The organism is Micromonospora saelicesensis (assembly GCF_900091575.1).
GTDB classification, from domain to species: domain Bacteria; phylum Actinomycetota; class Actinomycetes; order Mycobacteriales; family Micromonosporaceae; genus Micromonospora; species Micromonospora saelicesensis.
Window position 1 is genome coordinate 235,586 of the sequence record NZ_FMCR01000003.1, and the last position, 19,431, is coordinate 255,016.

At 72.5% G+C, this 19,431-nt stretch carries 14 protein-coding genes; 9 read left to right on the plus strand and 5 right to left on the minus strand.

Features of this window, described 5'->3' with window-relative positions; genetic code table 11:
- Nucleotides 1–81 precede the first annotated feature (81 nt).
- Together GA0070561_RS14100 and GA0070561_RS14105 are read left to right on the plus strand one after the other, a co-directional pair.
- Nucleotides 82–462, plus strand: a complete 381-nt coding sequence (locus GA0070561_RS14100) for an OB-fold nucleic acid binding domain-containing protein (protein ID WP_091400608.1) — start codon at nt 82–84, stop codon at nt 460–462.
- Nucleotides 463–487: 25 nt separating this feature from the next.
- Nucleotides 488–1,171 (plus strand): DUF3159 domain-containing protein, encoded by a 684-nt coding sequence (locus tag GA0070561_RS14105; RefSeq protein ID WP_091400610.1) that lies wholly within the window; start codon nt 488–490, stop codon nt 1,169–1,171.
- Nucleotides 1,172–1,213: 42 nt separating this feature from the next.
- On the opposite strand, the gene GA0070561_RS14110 is transcribed toward GA0070561_RS14105, so the two are convergent.
- Both GA0070561_RS14110 and GA0070561_RS14115 read right to left on the minus strand, forming a co-directional pair.
- Complete coding sequence (locus GA0070561_RS14110; RefSeq protein ID WP_091400611.1) at nt 1,214–1,903, minus strand: potassium channel family protein; 690 nt, start codon at nt 1,901–1,903, stop codon at nt 1,214–1,216.
- A gap of 3 nt (nt 1,904–1,906) precedes the next feature.
- Nucleotides 1,907–2,572: a potassium channel family protein gene (locus GA0070561_RS14115; RefSeq protein ID WP_091400613.1), complete on the minus strand. Its 666-nt coding sequence runs from the start codon at nt 2,570–2,572 to the stop codon at nt 1,907–1,909.
- Between the two features lie 163 nt (nt 2,573–2,735).
- On the opposite strand from GA0070561_RS14115, the gene GA0070561_RS14120 reads away from it, so the two are divergent.
- From GA0070561_RS14120 to dxs, 3 genes are all read left to right on the plus strand, one after another.
- Nucleotides 2,736–4,820, plus strand: a complete 2,085-nt coding sequence (locus GA0070561_RS14120; RefSeq protein ID WP_091402073.1) for an APC family permease — start codon at nt 2,736–2,738, stop codon at nt 4,818–4,820.
- 70 nt (nt 4,821–4,890) lie between these two features.
- The gene (locus GA0070561_RS14125; protein WP_091402075.1) at nt 4,891–6,111 is read left to right on the plus strand and encodes a class I SAM-dependent RNA methyltransferase; all 1,221 of its coding nucleotides are present in this window, start codon (nt 4,891–4,893) and stop codon (nt 6,109–6,111) included.
- 124 nt (nt 6,112–6,235) lie between these two features.
- Nucleotides 6,236–8,182 carry a 1-deoxy-D-xylulose-5-phosphate synthase gene (dxs, locus tag GA0070561_RS14130; RefSeq protein WP_091400615.1) on the plus strand — a complete coding sequence of 649 codons (1,947 nt, stop codon included), beginning with the start codon at nt 6,236–6,238 and terminating at the stop codon, nt 8,180–8,182.
- 221 nt (nt 8,183–8,403) lie between these two features.
- On the opposite strand, the gene GA0070561_RS14135 is transcribed toward dxs, so the two are convergent.
- Nucleotides 8,404–9,597 (minus strand): hypothetical protein, encoded by a 1,194-nt coding sequence (locus GA0070561_RS14135; RefSeq protein ID WP_091400617.1) that lies wholly within the window; start codon nt 9,595–9,597, stop codon nt 8,404–8,406.
- Between the two features lie 269 nt (nt 9,598–9,866).
- Here GA0070561_RS14135 and GA0070561_RS14140 point away from each other — a divergent pair, with 269 nt between their 5' ends.
- Nucleotides 9,867–11,774 carry a DUF6311 domain-containing protein gene (locus tag GA0070561_RS14140; RefSeq protein ID WP_425255901.1) on the plus strand — a complete coding sequence of 636 codons (1,908 nt, stop codon included), beginning with the start codon at nt 9,867–9,869 and terminating at the stop codon, nt 11,772–11,774.
- Nucleotides 11,774–13,570 (plus strand): DUF6311 domain-containing protein, encoded by a 1,797-nt coding sequence (locus tag GA0070561_RS14145; RefSeq protein WP_244166224.1) that lies wholly within the window; start codon nt 11,774–11,776, stop codon nt 13,568–13,570. The genes GA0070561_RS14140 and GA0070561_RS14145 overlap by 1 nt, the downstream gene beginning before the upstream one ends.
- Before the next feature lie 24 nt (nt 13,571–13,594).
- Here GA0070561_RS14145 and GA0070561_RS14150 read toward each other — a convergent pair whose 3' ends face one another.
- Nucleotides 13,595–15,487 carry a DUF6311 domain-containing protein gene (locus GA0070561_RS14150; protein ID WP_208603789.1) on the minus strand — a complete coding sequence of 631 codons (1,893 nt, stop codon included), beginning with the start codon at nt 15,485–15,487 and terminating at the stop codon, nt 13,595–13,597.
- A gap of 128 nt (nt 15,488–15,615) precedes the next feature.
- Between GA0070561_RS14150 and GA0070561_RS14155 the strand changes: the two genes are divergently transcribed.
- Together GA0070561_RS14155 and GA0070561_RS14160 are read left to right on the plus strand one after the other, a co-directional pair.
- On the plus strand, nt 15,616–16,896 hold the full coding sequence (locus GA0070561_RS14155; protein WP_167362410.1) for an outer membrane protein assembly factor BamB family protein: 1,281 nt from the start codon (nt 15,616–15,618) through the stop codon (nt 16,894–16,896).
- Nucleotides 16,893–18,176 carry an outer membrane protein assembly factor BamB family protein gene (locus tag GA0070561_RS14160; protein WP_091400626.1) on the plus strand — a complete coding sequence of 428 codons (1,284 nt, stop codon included), beginning with the start codon at nt 16,893–16,895 and terminating at the stop codon, nt 18,174–18,176. The genes GA0070561_RS14155 and GA0070561_RS14160 overlap by 4 nt, the downstream gene beginning before the upstream one ends.
- Here GA0070561_RS14160 and GA0070561_RS14165 read toward each other — a convergent pair whose 3' ends face one another.
- Nucleotides 18,177–19,328, minus strand: coding sequence for a peptidase C39 family protein (locus GA0070561_RS14165; RefSeq protein ID WP_244166225.1), 1,152 nt, complete (start codon nt 19,326–19,328; stop codon nt 18,177–18,179). It abuts the gene before it with no gap.
- Nucleotides 19,329–19,431 lie beyond the last annotated feature (103 nt).

Below are 19,431 nucleotides of genomic sequence, written 5' to 3' on the forward strand. Positions count from 1 at the left end.
TCGGCGTACGCTGGCGGCACGGTTCCGGCGCCGCCGGGGCCGGCCGGGGACGGCGAGCGTGGAGAGGGTGACGCGGAGGTCATGATGACCGACGAGGGCCGGGTGTCGCTGCGGCGCATCCTGCAGAGGTTCACCGCCAGCGAGGCCGAGATCGACGCGCAGGAGCTGCGTCGGGAGAGCGCCGAGTGCGGCGGAATCCCCGCCCAGCAGTGCTCCCGGGGTCAGGTGGTCTCGGTCGCCGGTCGGCTGCGCACGGTGGTCTACACGCCGCGCACCAATCTGCCCACCCTTGAGGCCGACCTGTACGACGGCAGTGACGTGGTGACCCTGGTCTGGCTGGGTCGACGGCACATCGCCGGGATCGAGCCGGGCCGGCATCTGACCGCCCGTGGGCGGGTGGCCGTGCGGGACGACCGCAAGGTCATCTACAACCCCTACTACGAGCTGGACTCGCCCAAGTGACGACACTGCGGACGGAAGGCCGGCGATGACGACGGGACAGGACCGGGCGGCACAGCCGGATACCGACCCTCAGGACGAGGAGCCGCTGCCGACGATCGCCGAGCAGATGGCCGACCAGCTCGGCGGCTGGCGCGGGCTGGTCGAGTCGAGCATCCCGGTCGTGGTGTTCGTCGTCGCCAACATCATCGGCGAGCTGCGGCCGGCGGTGATCGCGTCGATCGCGGTCGCCGTGCTGATCGCCGGGCTGCGGCTGGCCCAGCGTCGGCCGATCCGGCACGCCGTCAACGGGCTCTTCGGCGTCGGCGTCGGCGCGGCCATCGCGTGGCGCACCGGCGACGAGCGTGACTTCTACCTTCCCGGCATCCTCTACGGCATCGGCTACGGTGTCGCCCTGCTGATCTCGGCCGTGATCCGGCAGCCGCTGGTGGGCTGGATCTGGTCGGTGTTGGTGGCCAAGGGCCGTTCGGAGTGGCGGTCCGACCCGAAGCTGGTGCGCACCTTCACGCAGCTGACCGTGCTCTGGGGCGTGGTCTGGCTGGCCAAGGTGGGCGTGCAGGCCGGTCTCTACCTGGCCCACCAGGACACCGCCCTGGGCGTGGCCCGGTTGGCGCTGGGCTACCCGCCGTACGCGCTGCTGTTGCTGATCACGGTCTGGACGGTGCGCCGGGTCACCCGGGAGTCGCCGCCGGCCCCGCTGCCCAGCGCCTGAGCGAGGCCGGGCTACCCGGACCGCTCAGCGCGCCCGCCGGGGTCAGCGTGAGCTGCGGGTCCGTTCGACGCTGTCCGGCCCGAGGATAACCGCGCGGACCTCGTCCTCCACCTCGGCGGTGCAGACGAAGATCAGCTCGTCGCCGGCCTCGATCGGGTCGTCCGGGCTGGGCACCAGGACCCGCTTGCCGCGCAGGATCGCCACCAGGGCGGAGTCGCGGGGCAGCGGCACGGCGTGGATCGGCCGACCGACGTAGGGGGCGGTCGGCGGCAGGGTGATCTCGACGAGGTTCGCCTCGCCCTGTCGGAAGGTCATCAGCCGGACCAGGTCGCCGACGGTGACGGCCTCCTCGACGAGCGCGGCCATCACCCGCGGCTTGCTCACCGCGACGTCCACGCCCCACTGATCGGTGAACAGCCACTCGTTCTCGGCCCGGTTGACCCGGGCGACCACCCGGGGTACCGCGAACTCGGTCTTGGCCAGCAGCGACAGCACCAGGTTGGTCTTGTCGTCACCGGTCGCCGCGACCACCACGTCACACCCGGCGATGTTCGCCTCCTCCAGGCTGGCCACTTCGCACGCGTCGGCCAGCACCCAATCGGCGGCCGGCACCCGGTCCGGGCGCAGCATCTTGGGCTGACGCTCGATGAGCATCACCTGGTGGCCGTTGTCGATCAACTCCTGGGCGATCGAGCGGCCCACGTTGCCCGCGCCCGCGATGGCGACCCGCATGGCTCAGTGCCCTCCTTCCGGCGGCGTCGCCGCCACCGACGTGACCGTCGCCACGATGTCATCGCTGACCAGCATGAACACCTGGTCGCCCTCCTGAATGACGGCGGAGCCGGTGGGCAGCGTGCCGATGCCGAAGCGGATCAGGTAGGCCACCCGCGCCCCGGTCGCGTCCTCCAGCGTCCGCACCGGTCGGCCGATCCAGTCCTTGTGTACGGGCACCTCGACGATCGACACCGTGCTCGTGGGGTCGCGGAAGATCTCCACGTTGCCCTCCGGCACCAGGTGTCGCAGCATCCGGTCCGCCGTCCACCGCACGGTCGCCACGGTGGGAATGCCCAGCCGCTCGTAGACCTGCGCCCGGCGCTGGTCGTAGATGCGGGCGGCGACCCGGGACACGCCGAACGTCTCGCGGGCCAGCCGGGCCGAGATGATGTTGGAGTTGTCGCCGCTCGACACCGCCGCGAAGGCGTCCGCGCGCTCGATACCGGCCTGCCGGAGCACCTCGCCGTCGAAACCGGCCCCGGTCACCGTGATCCCGGCGAAGTCGGGGCCGAGCCGGCGGAAGGCGTCGGCGTCCTGGTCGATCACCGCCACCGAGTGCCCTCGGGACTCCAGGCTGTGGGCGAGGGTCGACCCGACCCGACCACATCCCATGATCACGACGTGCACGCTGTCCCTCCCAAGGTGCGTACCACTCCCGCTGCCGGTGGCCTTCGAGTGCGAGCCTGCCACGTCCCGGTCGCGAGCGGGGACCGACCGTACCCCGCCGTCTCGAGCAGCGGTGATCGCCCACCCCCGCGCCCCCGCCGTGGTGGTCGTACCCTTGGCGTTCGTGGCCAGTCCCACCTCGCTGCTGAAGCGGCTTCTTCTCGGTCGACCGTTCCGGTCCGACCGGCTCCAGCACACCCTCCTGCCGAAGCGCATCGCGCTGCCCGTGTTCGCGTCCGACGCGCTGTCCAGCGTCGCGTACGCGCCCGACGAGATCCTGCTGACCCTCTCCATCGCCGGTGCGTCCGCGTACTTCTTCTCGCCGTGGATCGCGCTGGCCGTGGTCGTGGTCATGCTCACCGTGGTGGCGAGCTACCGGCAGAACGTGCACGCCTACCCGTCCGGTGGTGGCGACTACGAGGTGGCCACTGTCAACCTGGGGCCGAAGTTTGGCGTCGGGGTGGCCAGCGCGTTGCTGGTCGACTACGTGCTCACGGTGGCGGTGTCGGTCTCCTCCGGGGTGGCCAACCTGGGCTCCGTGGTGCCGTTCGTGGCCACCCACAAGGTCCTGATCGCGGTGAGCGCGGTGGTCCTGCTCACCGCGGTCAACCTGCGCGGGCTGCGCGAGTCGGGCACTGCGTTCGCCATCCCCACCTACGGCTTCGTGATCGTGATGCTCGGGATGCTGCTCACCGGGCTGTTCCGGGTCTTCGTGCTGGGCGACGAGCTGCGCGCGCCGAGCGCGGACCTGGTGATCCAGGCCGAGCACAGCGTGACCGGTTTCGCGCTCGTCTTCCTGCTGCTGCGCACGTTCAGCTCGGGCGCCGCCGCGCTCACCGGCGTGGAGGCGATCTCCAACGGGGTGCCGGCGTTCAAGGCGCCGAAGAGCCGCAACGCCGCCACCACCCTGCTGCTGCTCGGCACCATCTCGGTGAGCATGCTGGTCGGGATCATCTGGCTGGCCCGGCTGACCCACCTCCAGTTCGTCGAGGATCCGAATCTCCAGATCGTCTCCGGCCCCGAGGGGTACGTGCAGAAGACGGTCACCACCCAGCTCGGGGAGACGGTCTTCGGTTCCGGGTCGATCCTGCTCTACGTGCTGGCCGGGGTGACCGCACTGATCCTGTTCCTGGCAGCGAACACCGCGTTCAACGGTTTCCCGGTGCTCGGCTCGATCCTGGCCCAGGACCGCTACCTGCCCCGGCAGTTCCACACCCGGGGCGACCGGCTGGCCTTCTCCAACGGCATCACCTTCCTCGCCCTCTTCGCGATCGTGCTGATCGTCGGCTTCCAGGCCGAGGTGACGAAGCTGATCCAGCTCTACATCGTCGGGGTCTTCGTCTCGTTCACCGTCTCCCAGGCCGGCATGATCCGGCACTGGAACCGGCACCTGCGCACCGAGCGGGACCCGGAGGCACGCCGCAGGATGGTCCGCTCCCGGGCGATCAACACGTTCGGCATGGGCCTGACCGGCACGGTGCTGGTGATCGTCCTGATCACCAAGTTCCTGCTCGGCGCCTGGATCGCGATCGCCGCGATGGCGGTGATCTACGCGCTGATGCTGGCGATCCGCCGGCACTACGACCGGATCGCCGTCGAGCTGACCCCGCCGGACGAGGGCCGGGCCGTGCTGCCCGCCCGCAACCACGCGATCGTGCTGGTCAGCAAGCTGCACCAGCCGACGCTGCGGGCCATCGCCTACGCCCGCGCCACCCGGCCGGACACCCTCACCGCGGTGACCGTGAACGTGGACGAGAAGGACACCCGGGACCTGCAGGCCGACTGGGAGCGACGGGAGATGGCGATCCCGCTCACCGTGATCGACTCGCCGTACCGGGAGATCACCCGCCCGATCCTGGACTTCGTCGCCTCCACCCGCCGCAAGTCGCCCCGGGACGTGGTCACCGTGTTCATCCCGGAGTACGTGGTCGGCCGTTGGTGGGAGAACCTCCTGCACAACCAGAGCGCCCTGCGCCTCAAGGGCCGGCTGCTCTTCGAACCGGGTGTGATGGTGGTCAGCGTGCCGTGGCAGCTCGCGTCGACAGCGAGCAAGAACCTGGACCGGCTGGACGCCACGCTGTCCCGGACACCGGCGCGGGGGCCACGCAGCGCCGTGCCACCACTGGTCGCCGCGCCGCCGGTGGCCGCCACGCCGCCCGGCGAGGGCGGGCCCGAGAACAGCGGAACGATGGGGAACAGTCGTGACTGAGCCGGGCGGTCCGCGGACCGCGACACCGCCGACGCCGTCGGCGTCGGCCTCATCGGCGTTCGAGCGAGGGCTGGCCGAGACCGACCGGGTCGAGCTGACCGTCGACGCCGTCGCCCCCGGCGGGCACTGTGTCGCCCGGGTGGACGGGCAGGTGGTCTTCGTCCGGCACGCGCTGCCCGGTGAACGGGTCATCGCCGAGGTCACCGAGGTGCACCGGGGGTTCGTCCGGGCCGACGCGGTGACCGTGCTGGAGCCCTCACCGGACCGGGTCGAGCCGCCCTGCCCGTACGCGAAGCCGGGTGCCTGCGGGGGCTGCGACCTCCAGCACGTCGCACCGGCCGCGCAGCTGGCCTGGAAGACCGCTGTGGTCCGCGAGCAGCTGGTCCGCCTCGGTGGGCTGACCGACGTCGAGCTGGACCGGCTCGGCGTCCGGGTCGAGGCGTTGCCCGGTGGGCTGCTCGGCTGGCGCTCCCGGGTCCGTTACGCGGTCGACGCCGCCGACCGGGCCGGCCTGCTCAAGCACCGCTCGCACGAGGTGGTGCCGATCGACCGCTGCCGGATCGCCCACCCGGCCATCCAGCAGCTGCCGGTGCTCACCCCCACCGGTGCGCGCTGGCCGGCCGCCGAGGCGGTGGAGACCGTCGCCAGCACCGGCGGGGACGTGACCGTCACGGAGATCCGCGACGGGGTGCCCGCCCCGGTCAGTGGCCCGACCGAGGTCCGCGAGGTCGCCGCCGGACGGGACTGGACGCTGCCCGCGTCCGCGTTCTGGCAGGTGCACCCGGCCGCCGCAGACGCCCTCTCCACGGCCGTGCTGGAGTTGCTGGACCCGCAGCCGGGCGAGGTCGCCTGGGACCTCTACGGCGGCGCTGGGCTGTTCGCCGCCGGGCTGGCCGCACGGATCGGCGCGACCGGCCGGGTGACAGTGGTCGAAGCGGCGGCGCAGGGTGTCGCCGCCGCCCGGGAGAACCTCGCCGACCTGCCCAGCGTCGAGGTGGTGTCGGCCCGGGTGGAGACCGCGCTGGCCCGCCGACGGATCACCGGCCCGGTCGACGTGGTCGTGCTCGACCCGCCGCGCTCCGGGGCCGGCGCCCAGGTGGTCCGCGCGCTGGCCGCCGCCGGCCCGCGAGCGGTCGCGTACGTGGCCTGTGACCCGGCCGCCTTCGCCCGGGACGTGCGTACCTTCGCCGACCTCGGTTGGCGGCTGGCGGCGCTACGGGGCTTCGACCTCTTCCCGATGACGCAGCACGTCGAGCAGGTCGGGCTGCTGCTTCCGCCGGACGCGCGGTAGAACACCCCGCGTCTGCTGTGTCAGCGCCTGACCGGGTGCTCAGCAGCACACTCCCCGCCCGGCCCGGGTGCGTGGGGCTCGGGCCGGGCTGCGGAGTACCGGGGGGCCGATAGACTCTCCGGTCATGAGTGTTGAAGAGGACACGGCCAACCACGGCCGGCTGCTGGGGACGGTTCGCGGTCCGCAGGACGTCAAGCGGATGTCCGGCGAGGAACTGGACGTCCTCGCCGCCGAGATCCGGGACTTCCTGATCACCAAGGTCTCCCGTACCGGCGGGCACGTCGGGCCCAACCTCGGTGTGGTCGAGCTGACGCTCGCCATGCATCGCGTCTTCGACTCCCCCCGGGACCGGCTCCTGTTCGACACCGGCCACCAGGCGTACGTACACAAGATCCTTACCGGGCGTCAGGCCGGCTTCGACAAGCTCCGCCAGCGCGGTGGCCTCTCCGGCTACCCCAGCCAGGCGGAGAGCGAGCACGACCTCATCGAGAACTCGCACGCTTCCACCGCGCTGTCCTACGCCGATGGCCTCGCCAAGGCGTACGCCCTGCGGGGTGAGGCACGCAGCGTGGTGGCCGTGGTCGGCGACGGCGCGCTGACCGGCGGCATGTGCTGGGAGGCGCTGAACAACATCGCCACCGCCGGCAACTCCCTCGTGATCGTGGTCAACGACAACGGCCGGTCCTACTCGCCGACCATCGGCGGGCTTGCCGACCACCTCTCCTCGCTGCGGCTCAACCCCGGCTACGAGAAGGTCCTCGACACGGTCAAGGACGCCCTCGGCTCCACGCCGCTGGTCGGCAAGCCGATGTACGAGGTGCTGCACGCGGTCAAGAAGGGCATCAAGGACGCGGTCGCCCCACAGGCCATGTTCGAGGACCTGGGCATCAAGTACGTGGGCCCGGTGGACGGGCACGACGTGGGCGCGGTCGAGGCGGCGCTGCGCGCGGCCAAGAACTTCGGCGGCCCGGTCATCGTGCACGCGGTCACCCGCAAGGGCTACGGCTACCGTCCCGCCGAGGAGGACGAGGCGGACTGCCTGCACGGCCCCGGCAGCGCCTTCGACGTGGAGACCGGCGCGCTGCTGGCCGCCCCGTCGGTGAAGTGGACGCACGTCTTCGCCGACGAGCTGCTGGCCATCGCCGACGAGCGCCCGGACGTGGTGGGCATCACCGCCGCCATGGCCGAGCCGACCGGCATCGCCAAGCTCGCCCGCAAGTACCCCGAGCGGGTCTACGACGTGGGCATCGCCGAGCAGCACGCGGCCACCTCGGCGGCCGGGTTGGCGCTCGGTGGTCTGCACCCGGTGGTCGCGGTCTACGCCACCTTCCTCAACCGCGCCTTCGACCAGGTCCTGCTGGACGTGGCGATGCACAAGCTGCCGGTGACCTTCGTGCTGGATCGGGCGGGCATCACCGGCCCGGACGGGCCCAGCCACTACGGCATCTGGGACATGTCGGTCTTCGGGGTGGTGCCGGGGCTGCGGATCGCCGCTCCCCGCGACGCCGCCACCCTGCGCGAGGAGCTGCGCGAGGCGATGGCCGTCGACAACGGCCCGACCGTGGTGCGGTTCCCGACCGGGGCGGTCGCCGCGGACCTACCGGCGCTGCGCCGGGTCGGCCCGGTCGACGTGCTGGCCGAGTCCGCCCGTACCGACGTGCTGCTCGTCGCCGTCGGCTCCTTCGGCCAGCTGGGCATGGAGGTGGCCGCCCGGGTCGCCGAGCAGGGCTACGGGGTCACCGTCGTCGACCCCCGCTGGGTGCGTCCGGTCCCGGCGGAGCTGGTCGACCTGGCCGCCCGCCACCGGCTCGTGGTCAGCGTCGAGGACGGCGTCCGGGTCGGCGGGGTGGGCGACGCGCTGGCCCAGGCGATGCGCGACGCCGACGTCCGGGTGCCGCTCAAGGATCTGGGTGTGCCGGCCGACTGGCACCCGCACGGCACCCGCGCGCAGATCCTCGCCGACCTGGGTCTGACCGCTCAGGACGTGGCCCGCAACGTCACCGGTTGGATCTCCGGCCTGGACGCCACCCCGGACCGCCTCACCCCCAGCGACGCGGCCGCACAGAACTGACGAGAACGAACAACGGCGGGCGTCCCTCGGGACGCCCGCCGTCGTGTGTCCATCCCCAATCCCGTCGCCCCGCCCCTGCCTCGCTTCGCCCCTGCCCCGCCCGTCTCCGCCGATCTTGCACTTTCGGTTGCCGTGATGCGCCTTGAGTGCCGGTTTGTCGGAACAGAAAGTGCAAGATCGCGCGGGCGGGGTGGGCGGGCCGCGGGTGGGGTGGGGTGGGGCTAGCGGGGGGAGATTGAGCGGTAGTGGGTTTTGTCGGTGTTGGCGAGGCTGTAGGTCTGGGAGCGGGACGGGGTGGGGATGACCACCAGGCCGGGGCGCTCGACCAGCAGGGGAGTGCCCGGCGGAACGGACAGGGAGCTGTCCCGGGTGGCCCGCCAGCTCAGCACCACCAGCGGCTGACCGGGCACCGGTAGTTGGTACGCCTGCAACGGGGTGGCCCGGTCGGCGGGTGAGACGACGGGCGCGCTCCCGTCGGCCGGTCGATAGATCACCGCCGTCATCGCGCCGGCGTCGGTGTCCCAGCTGAGCTGCTGCAACTCGGCCGGCTCGCCGCCGCCGAGGGCGACTTCGCCGAGCGAGCGCACGGTGAGCTTCGCCATCGGCCAGGACGTCGGCACCGAGCGTGGGGCGTCCCGGTCCCCGATCCGGCGCGGGATGCTGCCGAAGGGGCCCCGATCGCCGGACAGCACGCAGGTGTCCAGGCCGGTGAGTGCCCGCCGGCCCGTGCCGGACTCGTCGCGGACCAACGGGTAGCGCGGGTCGACGGTGCCGGTGCCGAGGTCGAGCAGCCGGTCGGCGGCCCGTCCACGGGGGAGCGACTCCGTGGTTCGCAGGGTCGCGGTCACGCCGACGGCCGTGCAGGACGGCACGTCGACAGGTGCGCTGAGACCGTCCGCGATGGTCAACGTCCGGTCCTGTGGCCCGAGGAGGCGTTGCACCCGGGCCGAGACCAGGTAGCGCCGACCGCCGGCCGTCTGCACCGGCAGCACGTCCGAGTAGACGAGGTAACCCGGATCGGTGTACTCGGTGGCGCGGGTCACCGCGTACCGGTCGCCCTCGCGAGTCAGTTGCAGCAGCCAGGACGCGCTTTCGCCGGGCACGTCGGCGGCCACCAGCGCCACCGGGGCGCCGTCGACCCGACCGGAGAAGAGGATGCCGGACGAGGGCAGGTGCGCGCGGTCGTCGGCCGGCGACCGCCAGCCCCGGACCGCCGCGGTGACCGCCGCCGTCGCCGCGGCGTCCCCGGAGAGGTCGCCGCGGGGCGGCCACACCGCGAGGGTGCCGTCCAGGCTGTCGTACCCGACCCGGAGGTCCTGCGGCTTCCGTTCGGCTACCGGACCGCAGGCCGTGCTGGCCAGCAGCGCGCTCAGCAGGACGGGAAGCGCCCTGCCGTACCGACGGCCTGGAGTCACCTGGCCCGCCCCCGATCGCCTCGCCGTCGCTGTGGGAAAGCGCCATAGTACGAGATGTCCGATGCGGCGCCTCAGTTGGCCGGCATCCGAACCACCACAATGGACAGCACCGGGGGTTTAGGGCGTTTTGGTTGCTCCGGTAGACTCCGCCGACTGTGACGCCTGCCGAGTCCCGCGCCCTGCCCGCGCCGCACCCGGAGGCGGCAGCCGACTCCGCCGAGCTGGTGAGCTACCGCACACCGGCCGGCCTCTTCGCCGGCCCGCCCGCATTGGCAGCCCCCACCACAGCGCCAGCCAACCCCGTAGCGCCGGCCGAGCCCACAGCGCCGGCGGAGTCCGAAACGCCGGCGGAGTCCGAAACGCCGGCCAACCCCGTAGCGCCCGCCGGGTCCGAAACGCCGGCCGAGAGCGCGGTGCCGACGCGGACGCGGTGGCGTCGGTGGACTCGGCGTCGGCAGCACCTGGCGGTGGGCGGGCTGTTCCTGCTCGCCGCACTCTGGGTGACCAGCCGGATCTGGCTGGACCCGTCGGGTCGGGTGGCCTCGCTCTACACCGGTGACCCGGCGCAGGTGCAGTTCTTCCTCGCCCACTCGGTACGCGTGGTGCTGCACGGCGAGTACCCGTTCTACACCGAGCAGTTCAACTACCCGGACGGCGTCAACCTGATGGCCAACACGGCCGTGTTGGCGCTGGGCATCCCGATGGTCCCGGTGACGCTGCTCTTCGGGCCGGCGGTCTCCTTCGTGGTGCTGGTCACGCTCGGTCTCGCCGGCACCGCCATGGCCTGGTACCTGATGCTCTCGCGCCACCTGGTGCGTACCGCGCTCGCGGCGGCGGTCGGTGGCTGGTTCTGCGGGTTCTCGCCCGCGATGCTCTCGCACGCCAGTTGGCACCCGAACATCATCAGCCAGTTCCTGCTGCCGTTCATCGTGTGGCGGGTGCTGGTGCTCACCCGCTCCGGAAAACCGGTTCGGGACGGGGCCCTGCTCGCCCTGCTGGTCACCGCGCAGGCGTTCATCAACGAGGAGATCCTGCTCTTCACGGCGCTGGCCTGCGGCGTCTTCCTGCTGGCGGTGCTGGCCCAGGAGCCGGCCCGGTGGCGGGCGGCGTGGCGACCCCTGGGCGTCGGTGTGGTGACCTGCGCGCTGCTGGCCGGGGCGCTGCTGGCGTACCCGCTCTACGTGCAGTTCGCCGGGCCGATGGCCTACCACGGGCTCAGCGACGCGGTGAAGGACTACGGCAACGACATCGCCGCCTTCTTCGCCCCCGGCTCGCCCACCCTCGGCGGCAACCAGCGGGCCAACATCAACCTGGCGCCCAACTACTCCGAGGAGAACGCCTTCTTCGGCTGGAGCCTGTCGATGCTGGCCATCGGCATCGTGGTCTGGCTGCGCCGGGAGTTGATCGTTCGGGCGCTCGCGGTGACCGGCGTGTTCTTCGCCGTGCTCTCCCTCGGCGAGCGGGTCTCCTGGTGGGACCGCGAGCTGATCACCGGGCCGTGGCAGTGGTTGGTCCACCTGCCGCTGCTGGACGCGGTGGTGCCGACCCGGTTCGGGCTCATCACCAGCGTGGTGATCGGTCTGCTGCTGGCGCTCGCCGTCGAGCGGGCCTGGGCGCTACGCCCGGCCGACCGCCGTACCGTCCGGGTGCTGACCGCCGCGGGCCTGGCCTTCGCGCTTCTGCCGATCGCTCCGATGCCGCTGCGGATGGTCTCCCGGCCGCCGGTGCCGGACTTCATCACGGCGGACCGGTGGCGGGCGTACGTCGGGCCGGACCAGACGCTGGTGCCGATTCCGGTGCCCAGCATGGGCAACACGCACGGCATGCGCTGGGCGGCGGCCACCAACCTCGACTTCAAGATCCCCGGCGGTTACTTCCTCGCGCCCCGCAACGGCAACACCGGTGACGCGGGCCGGTTCGGCGGTCGTCCCAGCGGGGTGGGTCAGATGCTGGAGGAGGTGGCGACCACCGGCCGTACGCCCAAGCTGGACGACCGGCAGCGTCGGCGCTTCACCGACGAGCTGCGACACTGGCGGGCGGCGATCCTGGTGCTGCCGGTGCGGCAGCAGAACGCCGAACCACTGCGACGTACGGTCGAGGAGCTGGTCGGCCCGGGCCGCCAGGAGTTGGATGTCTGGGTCTGGGACGTCCGAACGCTCACCGACCGTTCGGTCTGATGACCGCCGGGACGACGTCCCCGAACATCTCGCCCCCGGCGACGGTCGGCGCGTCCCGCTCGGCCTGGCTGCGGGACGCGCTGGTGGTGGCCGGCTATCTGGGCCTCGCCGTGCTGGTGACCAGTGGGCAGTGGGGTCACCCGTGGCGGCTGTTCCACCAGGCGGGTGACCAGATCCTCTTCGAGTGGATGCTGGCCCACGCGGCGCATGCCGTGGTCGAGGGGGAGAACCCGCTCTTCAGCACCGGGTTGAACGCGCCCGACGGGGTCAACCTGATGGCGAACACCTCGGTGCTCGGCCTGGGCGTCCCGCTCACCCCGGTCACAGTGCTCTTCGGCTCGCAGGTGGCGTTCTGCGTGGCGGTCGTCTGCTGCCTCGCCGGGACCGCTGCCGCCTGGTACGTGCTGCTGCGCCGCCGGCTGGTCGGCACCCGGGCCCCGGCCGCGGTGGGTGGGCTGATCTGTGGTTTCGCCCCGGGCATGATCGCTCAGGCCGGCGCCCACCTGCACATCGCCGCCCAGTTCCTGGTGCCCGCGATCCTCGCCCTGGTGTTCCGGCCGGCCGCGGAGACGACGCGACACGGCGTGTGGCGGCCGGGCGTCGGCCTGGGGCTGCTGCTCGTCTGGCAGGTCTTCATCGGCGAGGAGGTGCTGGTCTTCCTGGTGCTCGCGGCCGGCGTCTTCGCGCTGGGTTACGCGCTCGCCGACCGGGTGGCCGCACGGCGGCTGGCGCCGGCCCTCTTCGGTCGACTCGCGGTGGCGGCCGGCGTGGCGGCGGTGCCGTTGGCGTACCCGCTGTGGTTCCAGTTCCACGGCCCGCAGCACTACTCCGGGATGGCGTTCGCCACGAAGGGCTTCCAACTGGACGTCGCCTCGTTCACCGCGTCGGCCCGGCAGACCGTGCTGGGTGACGACTGGCTACCGGGGTTGCTCTCGCCGAATCCGACCGAGGAGAATTCGTTCTTCGGCCCGGGGCTGCTGGTGCTCGCCGTGGTGATCGTGATCTGGCAGTGGCGACGACCGCTGGTCCGGGCACTGGCCGCCTGCGGCGTGGTCTTCGCCCTGCTCTCGCTCGGCGACGAACTGCGGGTGGACGGTGAGGCCACCGGCATTCCGGGGCCGTACCGGCTGGTCGGCGGGCTGCCGCTGCTCGATCTCGCGGTGCCGGCCCGGTTCGCGCTGGTCTGCGTACCGGTGCTGGGTGTGCTGGTGGCCCTGTCCCTGGACCGTGTTCGGGCCGCGCGCGGACCGAACGTGGCGCCGGGCCTACCGGTGCGGCTGCTGTGGGCCGGCGCGGTCGCCGCCGCGTTGCTGCCCCTGATTCCGACGCCGATCCGCGTGGTGCCCGTCGCGCCGGTGCCGGCGTTTCTCGCCGCCGGTGGCTGGCGTCCGCTGGTGCCGCCCGGTCGGACGGTGGTGGCGGTGCCCCCGGTCACCGGTGCCGGGCGCAGCCCGGTGATGCTCTGGTCCGCCCGTACCGGTCTGGCGTTCGCCGCGCCGGGCGGTTACTTCATCGGCCCCAGCGGTCCGGACGACCCGGCGGCCCGCTGGGGCGCGCCGGACCGGCCCACGTCGGTGCTGCTGCGGCAGGTGGCCGAGACCGGCGCGGTGCCGGTGCTCAGCGACGCCGACCGCCGCCAGGCCGTCGAGGACCTGCGGCACTGGCGTGCCGCGGTGGTCGTACTCGGGCACCTGGAGCACGGTGATTCGGTCCGCCGAACCGTCGACGACCTGCTCGGCCCGGGCCGACCGGTTGACGGCGGATGGTTGTGGGACGTCCGGGACCACGTCGGCTGAGCCGACCGATGGCGCGGTCCTCGGCTAACCCACCAGGGCGCGCACGTCCCACACCCAGACGTCGTCGACCCGCTGCGGTGGCCCCAGCAGGGCGGTGACCAGCTCACGGAGCACCGCCTCGCGGGGGTGCGCCCCGAGCACCACCACCGACGCCCGCCAGAACCGCAGGTCCTCGACGGCCTGGCGGCGGTTCTCGTCGGTCAGCTCCGGAACCGTGCCGCTGTCCATGGTGGAGTAGATGAGGGAGCTGGTCGGTCGGTTCGGCGCACCGAAGACCCCCTCACCCAGCTCGTTCGGGCCGATGAAGTAGCCGCCCGGAACGGGGAACTCCTGCCCGGTCAGGGCACTCCACCGCAGCGTCGGCAGACCGTGCACGTTGCTCGGGATCGGTACCGGCACCAGGGTTCGACCCGCCGGCACGTACGGCCGCCAGCCGCCCGCGGTGATGAAGTGCGGCGGTGGGTCGATCTGCTGGGCGGGCAGCGGGCGGGGGAAGAGCGGCAGCACGGCGAGGGCGACCGCCGCGTACCCCACCGGGCGCAGCCACCGACGGCGCGACGCGACCGGCTCGGCGGGCTTGGCGGGCTCGGCGGACACAGCCGGGGCCCCTTCGGCGGCGCGCTGGGCCGGCACCCGCGGCCGGTCGGCCACCGGGCGCCCCTGGCGGTGCGCGGCGTCCCAGGTCAACGCGAGCAGTACGCCCACCGCGGCGGCGACCACCAGCGTCAACCGGGTCGGCATCATCATCTCGACCAGCGGCAGGTCGTCCGACACGTACGACCACGGGCCGCGCACACCGGTCTCCACACCGTTGAAGCGCACCCACGGCCCGATCGCGGCGATGCTGAACACCACGATGAGCACCGCGGCGATCCGGGCGGCCAGCGAGCGGCGTACGAGCAGCACCAGAGCCACCACCGAGAGCAGCACCAGCGGCCAACCGAACCAGGTGTTCTGCTCGGTCAGACCGATCGTCTTCTCCACGGCCGGGTCACCGGCCCAGGTGTCGCGGGCGAAGGTGACGAAGGCGACCAGGTCCTCGCCCCAGTTGTGGAACACGCCGCCCTGCAGGCCCCGGTAGGACTGCGGGCCGTTGAACTGGAACCAGATCGGGTACGCGGTGAGCACCAGGGCCAGCCCGCCGGCGACCCCGAGCCCGGCCAGGAACGTGCCGGCGGTGGCCCGGGTGGCCCGCGGCCGCTGCACCGCGTACGCCAGCACGATGACCAGGCAGGCCAGCGCGGTGAGCAGCAGCATCTCCTCGTTGATGAAGATCTGGTACGCCACCAGCGCACCGAGCACGAGCCCGTTGCGGCGCCACCGGCCCGGCTCACCCAGGGTCAGCACCCGCACCACGATCAGCGGGAGCAGGAAGTTGGAAACGAAGTTCGGTTGGCCGTTGGCGTGGTGGATGATTCCCGGCGCGAAGCCGAGGAACGCGCCGCCGACGAACGCCGCCGCTCGGGAGCGCACCAGGTGGCGGGAGAGCATCCAGTACCCGGTGCCGGCGGTGGCCGCCAGCGCCGCGCCCAGGTAGAGCGCGTACATCACCTGGGGGCCGAGCAGCATGGTCAGCGGAGCCAGCGGCAGGGTCACCCCGAGCAGCGAGGTGTTGGCCATCATGTTCACCCCGTCCGGGGCGTTCTGACGGGCCGTGAACAGCGGGTTCTCCAGGTGCCGCACCGAGTACTCGCCGTGCGCGAACAGCCACTCGAACCAACTGTGATCGGTGGGCAGGTGCGAGGAGACCCGGCCGTTGACGTCACCCCAGTAGTTGAGGCAGACGAAGACGCCCAGCAGCACATAGGCTCCGAGGGCCAACAGGTCGGCTCGGGCCGGACGGCGTCGAGGCCGCCGTGTCGACTCGGCCTCGGCCGGGTCGGCGTCGGTAACGGGATTCAGCGAAGGGTCTACCACCGGCACAGCCACGACGCGCCATCGTACAGGCGGGGTTCCGTCACTTTTGCCGGGCCGGTGCGCTGACGGTCGGTTTGCCGGGCGGGTCACCCGTCGGCCAGCCTTACCTGGTGACGGAAGGACGGTCCTTGTCGATCATCGAGCTGGGCGAGATCCGGGACGAGCCCGCGTCGGCATCCCCGGTCCGCCGCCCGCACGCCGCCGGTCGCCCGCTGCGCAGCGCGACTGTGCTGTTGCTCAGCCTGGTGGTGCTGGCCGGTGCCGCGCCACCAACGCAGCGAACGGTGAGCGTGGTGCCGGCGACGCGGACGGCCACCGCGTACCTGGCCGGGGACGGCGTCTACGTTGTCGATCCGCCGACACCCGACGGGGACCGGTACCTGACCGCGTACGCCCAGCCGGCACCGACCGGCGCCGGGGTGCGGCGGCGGTGGCAGGCGCCGCTGGCCCGCACCGGTAACTACCTCGACGTCCGGGTCGAACGGGGCCTGGTGCTGGCGTTGGCGGTCAACGCCCCCAACCGGCTGTTCCAGACCACTGCCTTCGACACCGCGACGGGCCGGCAACGCTGGCAGCATCCCGGTGGTCCCCAGCCGACGCCCGGCGGTGGCCTGCTGGTGACCAATGGCCGGGAGGACGGGTCGGGCGCGATGAGCGGGGTTGAGCCCGACACCGGCCTGGTGCTCTGGTCGGTGCCGATCCCGCCGGCCGCCAGCCCCACCTACCACCTCACTCCCGAGGGGCAGGTCGACCGGTTCGTGCTCCTGCAACCGACCGGCGAGGTGCAGGTGCACGACGCCGGCACCGGCCAGCTGCTGCGCAGCATCGACACCCTGCCCGGTGGCCGGTCGGCGTACCAGCGGGTGCATATCGTCGACGACCTGCTGCTGCTCGTTCCGCCGGGCAGCACCCGGCTGGTGAGCTTCGGGCTGGCCGAGTTGGAGCCACGGTGGACGGCGGAGGTGACGCTGGTGTCGCATGTGCTCGAATGCGGCGGTCTGCTCTGCGCGGTACCGCAGACCGGCGGCGTCCAGGTGCTCGACCCGGCCACCGGCTCGGTGCGGTGGTCGGAACCGGGCCAGGACGTCCTGGCCGACGTCCGGTACGGTCGGCTACTGATGGCCAGGCCCGGCCAGGGGTACGCGGTGCGCGACGCGGCCACCGGGCAGATGCGGACCGAACTGGGCGCGTGGAGTCTGATGCCGGTGCTGCGGCCGGACGATCCGCTGGTCGGTGTGCGGCGGGGTGACGACGGTCGGATGGTCGTCGCCGAACTGGACCTGGTGGCCGGCCGAACGCGGATCGTCGACGTGCTGCCGGGCATCGCGGGCAGTTGCCAGGCGTCCCTGCCGGTCCTGCTCTGCCAGCGCCTCGACGGCACGACCGCTCTGTGGAGGTTGACGCGGTGACCGACTCGGTGATCGACCTCGGCGAGCTGCGGGACGAGCCGGACCCGGATTCGATGCCCCGCCCACCTCGCGCTCACGGTCGCCGGCTGCGCTGCGCGCTGGTCGTGGTGCTCGCGCTGGTCACGCTCGCCGCCTCCGCCGTCGCATCGCCCCGGCCGGCCCCGGTGACGCTGCCGGGCCGACCCGGGTCCGACGTCATGATCGATGGTGACCTCCTCCTGGTCATGGAGCCGGCCAGCACCGAAACGCGGCAGGCGCGGCTGGCCGCGTACCGGCTGCCCGGCGCCGAGCCGGTCTGGCAGGCGCCGCTGCCGGCGGAGGCCCGGTACTGGGGGATGATTCCGCTGGCCGGGATGCTGCTGGCCACCGGGTACGAGATCGGCCCGGAGGGTCGGGAGACGCTCACCGTCGCACTGGACCGGGCGACCGGGGCGTACCGGTGGCAGCAGCCGGGCACCGTCTCCAAGCTGACCGACGGCAACCTGCTGCTGCGCAGCGGCGGCGAGACCGTACCGTCCGGTCTGCGCGCTGTGGATCCGTGCTGCGGCACCGTGCGCTGGGAGCTCTCCGGCCTCAGCCCCGACATGAGGGTGCGGGACACCGGGCTCGGGGTGGACCGGGTGGTGCTCAACCAGTTGGACGGGCCGGTCGAGGTTCGCGACGCGATCACCGGTGCGGTGCTGGCCCGCGCCGACCTGCGCCCACCCGACGGCGGTCGGATCGGACTGGACCTGACCAAGGACCTGCTGCTGTCCATCGACAGAGGCTCGGGCACTGTCACTGCGTACGAGCTGGACCAGCTCAAGCCCCGCTGGACCCGCGCCAGGGTGCACATCGACTTCGCGCTGGACTGTGGCCCCGTCCTGTGTCTGCGCACCGGCAACAACGAACTGCAGGCGCTCGACCCGGCAACCGGCGAGGTGCGCTGGCACAGCAGCCAGTGGGGTTGGGCCTGGCCGACCGACGGCCGGCTGTTGGCCAACCTCAGCGGTGTCGGTCCGTCGGAGCAGTACGTCGTGCTCGATGCGCTGACCGGCCAGCAACTGGCCGACCTGGGCCGGTGGGAGCTGTACCAACTCGGCGTCGGCGGCCGGCTGGTCGGCATACGCCGGCATCCCGACGGAGGGGTGCTCGTCGGCGAGCTGGACATCGCCGCCGGAAAGGTGCACATAGTGGACGTGCTGCCCGATGTCACCGGGGGGTGTCAGGCGATCACCGGCTACCTGGTGTGCATCGCCACCACGACCGGCTCGTACCAGCTCTGGAAACTGACCGACTGATCACCAGTTCGCCTGGGTGGGCGGCGGGGGCAGCGGCACCGACGCGGGTCGCAGCACGTACGCCACCCCACCGCTGCCGCGTTGCCAGACCGCCTCGAACCCCTGCCGGGGCACGGTGCGACGGACCGCGTCGTCGTCCGGGGCGTACGGATCGTTGAGCACCGGGTCGCCGTCGGCGGTGAAGCCGACCAGCACCATCAGGTGTCCTCCGGTGTCGTACCCGAGCCCCGGCACCTCGTCGGCCCGGAACGCGGCGGAGACGATCAGGGGGATGCCGGCGGCGACGAACGCCTCCGCCTCGACCAGCGACCGCAGTCGGGTGACGAACGCGTCCACCCCGTGCAGACCGGCGTACGCGGTGTTGAACGGCCAGTTGCCGGCCCCGGCGTACGCGTGGTCGTAGCAGTGCCGGGCGGCGTGCACCACCACCGGACGCGGGCCGGACGGCTCCACCCAGGCGTAGCGGTCCGGCGTCGGCTCGGCGCCCCAGTAGGCGAGCACCATCGAGGTGCAGGTGGGGCTGCACCAGGAGTCCCCGCCACCGCCCCACTGCGGGTACTGGCCGGCGTGCAGCCGCTGCGAGTAGCGGGGCACGTCCAGCACCCGACCCCAGGCAGCGGACGGGACGGGTTCCCCCGTGTACCCCTGGTCGGCCGTCGTGGGACTGGTGGCGACCGCGCCGATGCTGCGCAGCACCGGGCCGGTCGGACTGCCGGCGGACCGGCACAAGGTCACCCGCGCCTGCCAACCGGTGACCGTCGCTCCGGTCACGATCAGGGTGTCGGTGTCGACCCGGGCGGCACTGTCGCGCTGTCCGGGCAGCGAGGTGCGCCGTACCGTGTGGTCGCCGGCGGCCCAGCGGGCCAGCCGGTACCAGTCGGTGCTGGGCGCGTCGTCGTGCCAACCGCGCAGGTCGACCTCGATCCAGCAGCCGTCCGGGGTGTCGGCCGTCCAGGACGGCACCACCTCGGCGACGGCGAAGCCGACAGGTACCGGCGGCGACGTCCAGGTGCCCCGTTCGGCGACGCCGTCGAGGACGAGCCCTCGACCGCTGGCGAGCAGGCCGTCGCCGCTGCCGCTGGTCGTGTCGGCCGGCAGGTGGAAACCCCGGTAGGCGATGTCCCGTCGGGTGGGTGGTGCCGCAGTGGTCATGCCAGTCCGTCCGTCGTTCGGTGCCGCGGCCAGCATCGCGTACGCCGCGGTGGCCCGCAACGCCGGCCGGCGCGGACGGCGAGGGACGATGGTTGCCGGCCGG

Excerpts from the sequence above, each read along its gene's own strand:
- GA0070561_RS14105 (WP_091400610.1), top strand. The coding sequence starts at position 488 with ATGACGACGGGACAGGACCGGGCGGCACAGCCGGATACCGACCCTCAG.
- GA0070561_RS14110 (WP_091400611.1), bottom strand. The coding sequence starts at position 1,903 with ATGCGGGTCGCCATCGCGGGCGCGGGCAACGTGGGCCGCTCGATCGCC.
- GA0070561_RS14100 (WP_091400608.1), top strand. The coding sequence starts at position 82 with ATGATGACCGACGAGGGCCGGGTGTCGCTGCGGCGCATCCTGCAGAGG.
- GA0070561_RS14145 (WP_244166224.1), top strand. The coding sequence starts at position 11,774 with ATGACCGCCGGGACGACGTCCCCGAACATCTCGCCCCCGGCGACGGTC.
- GA0070561_RS14165 (WP_244166225.1), bottom strand. The coding sequence starts at position 19,328 with ATGACCACTGCGGCACCACCCACCCGACGGGACATCGCCTACCGGGGT.
- dxs (WP_091400615.1), top strand. The coding sequence starts at position 6,236 with ATGAGTGTTGAAGAGGACACGGCCAACCACGGCCGGCTGCTGGGGACG.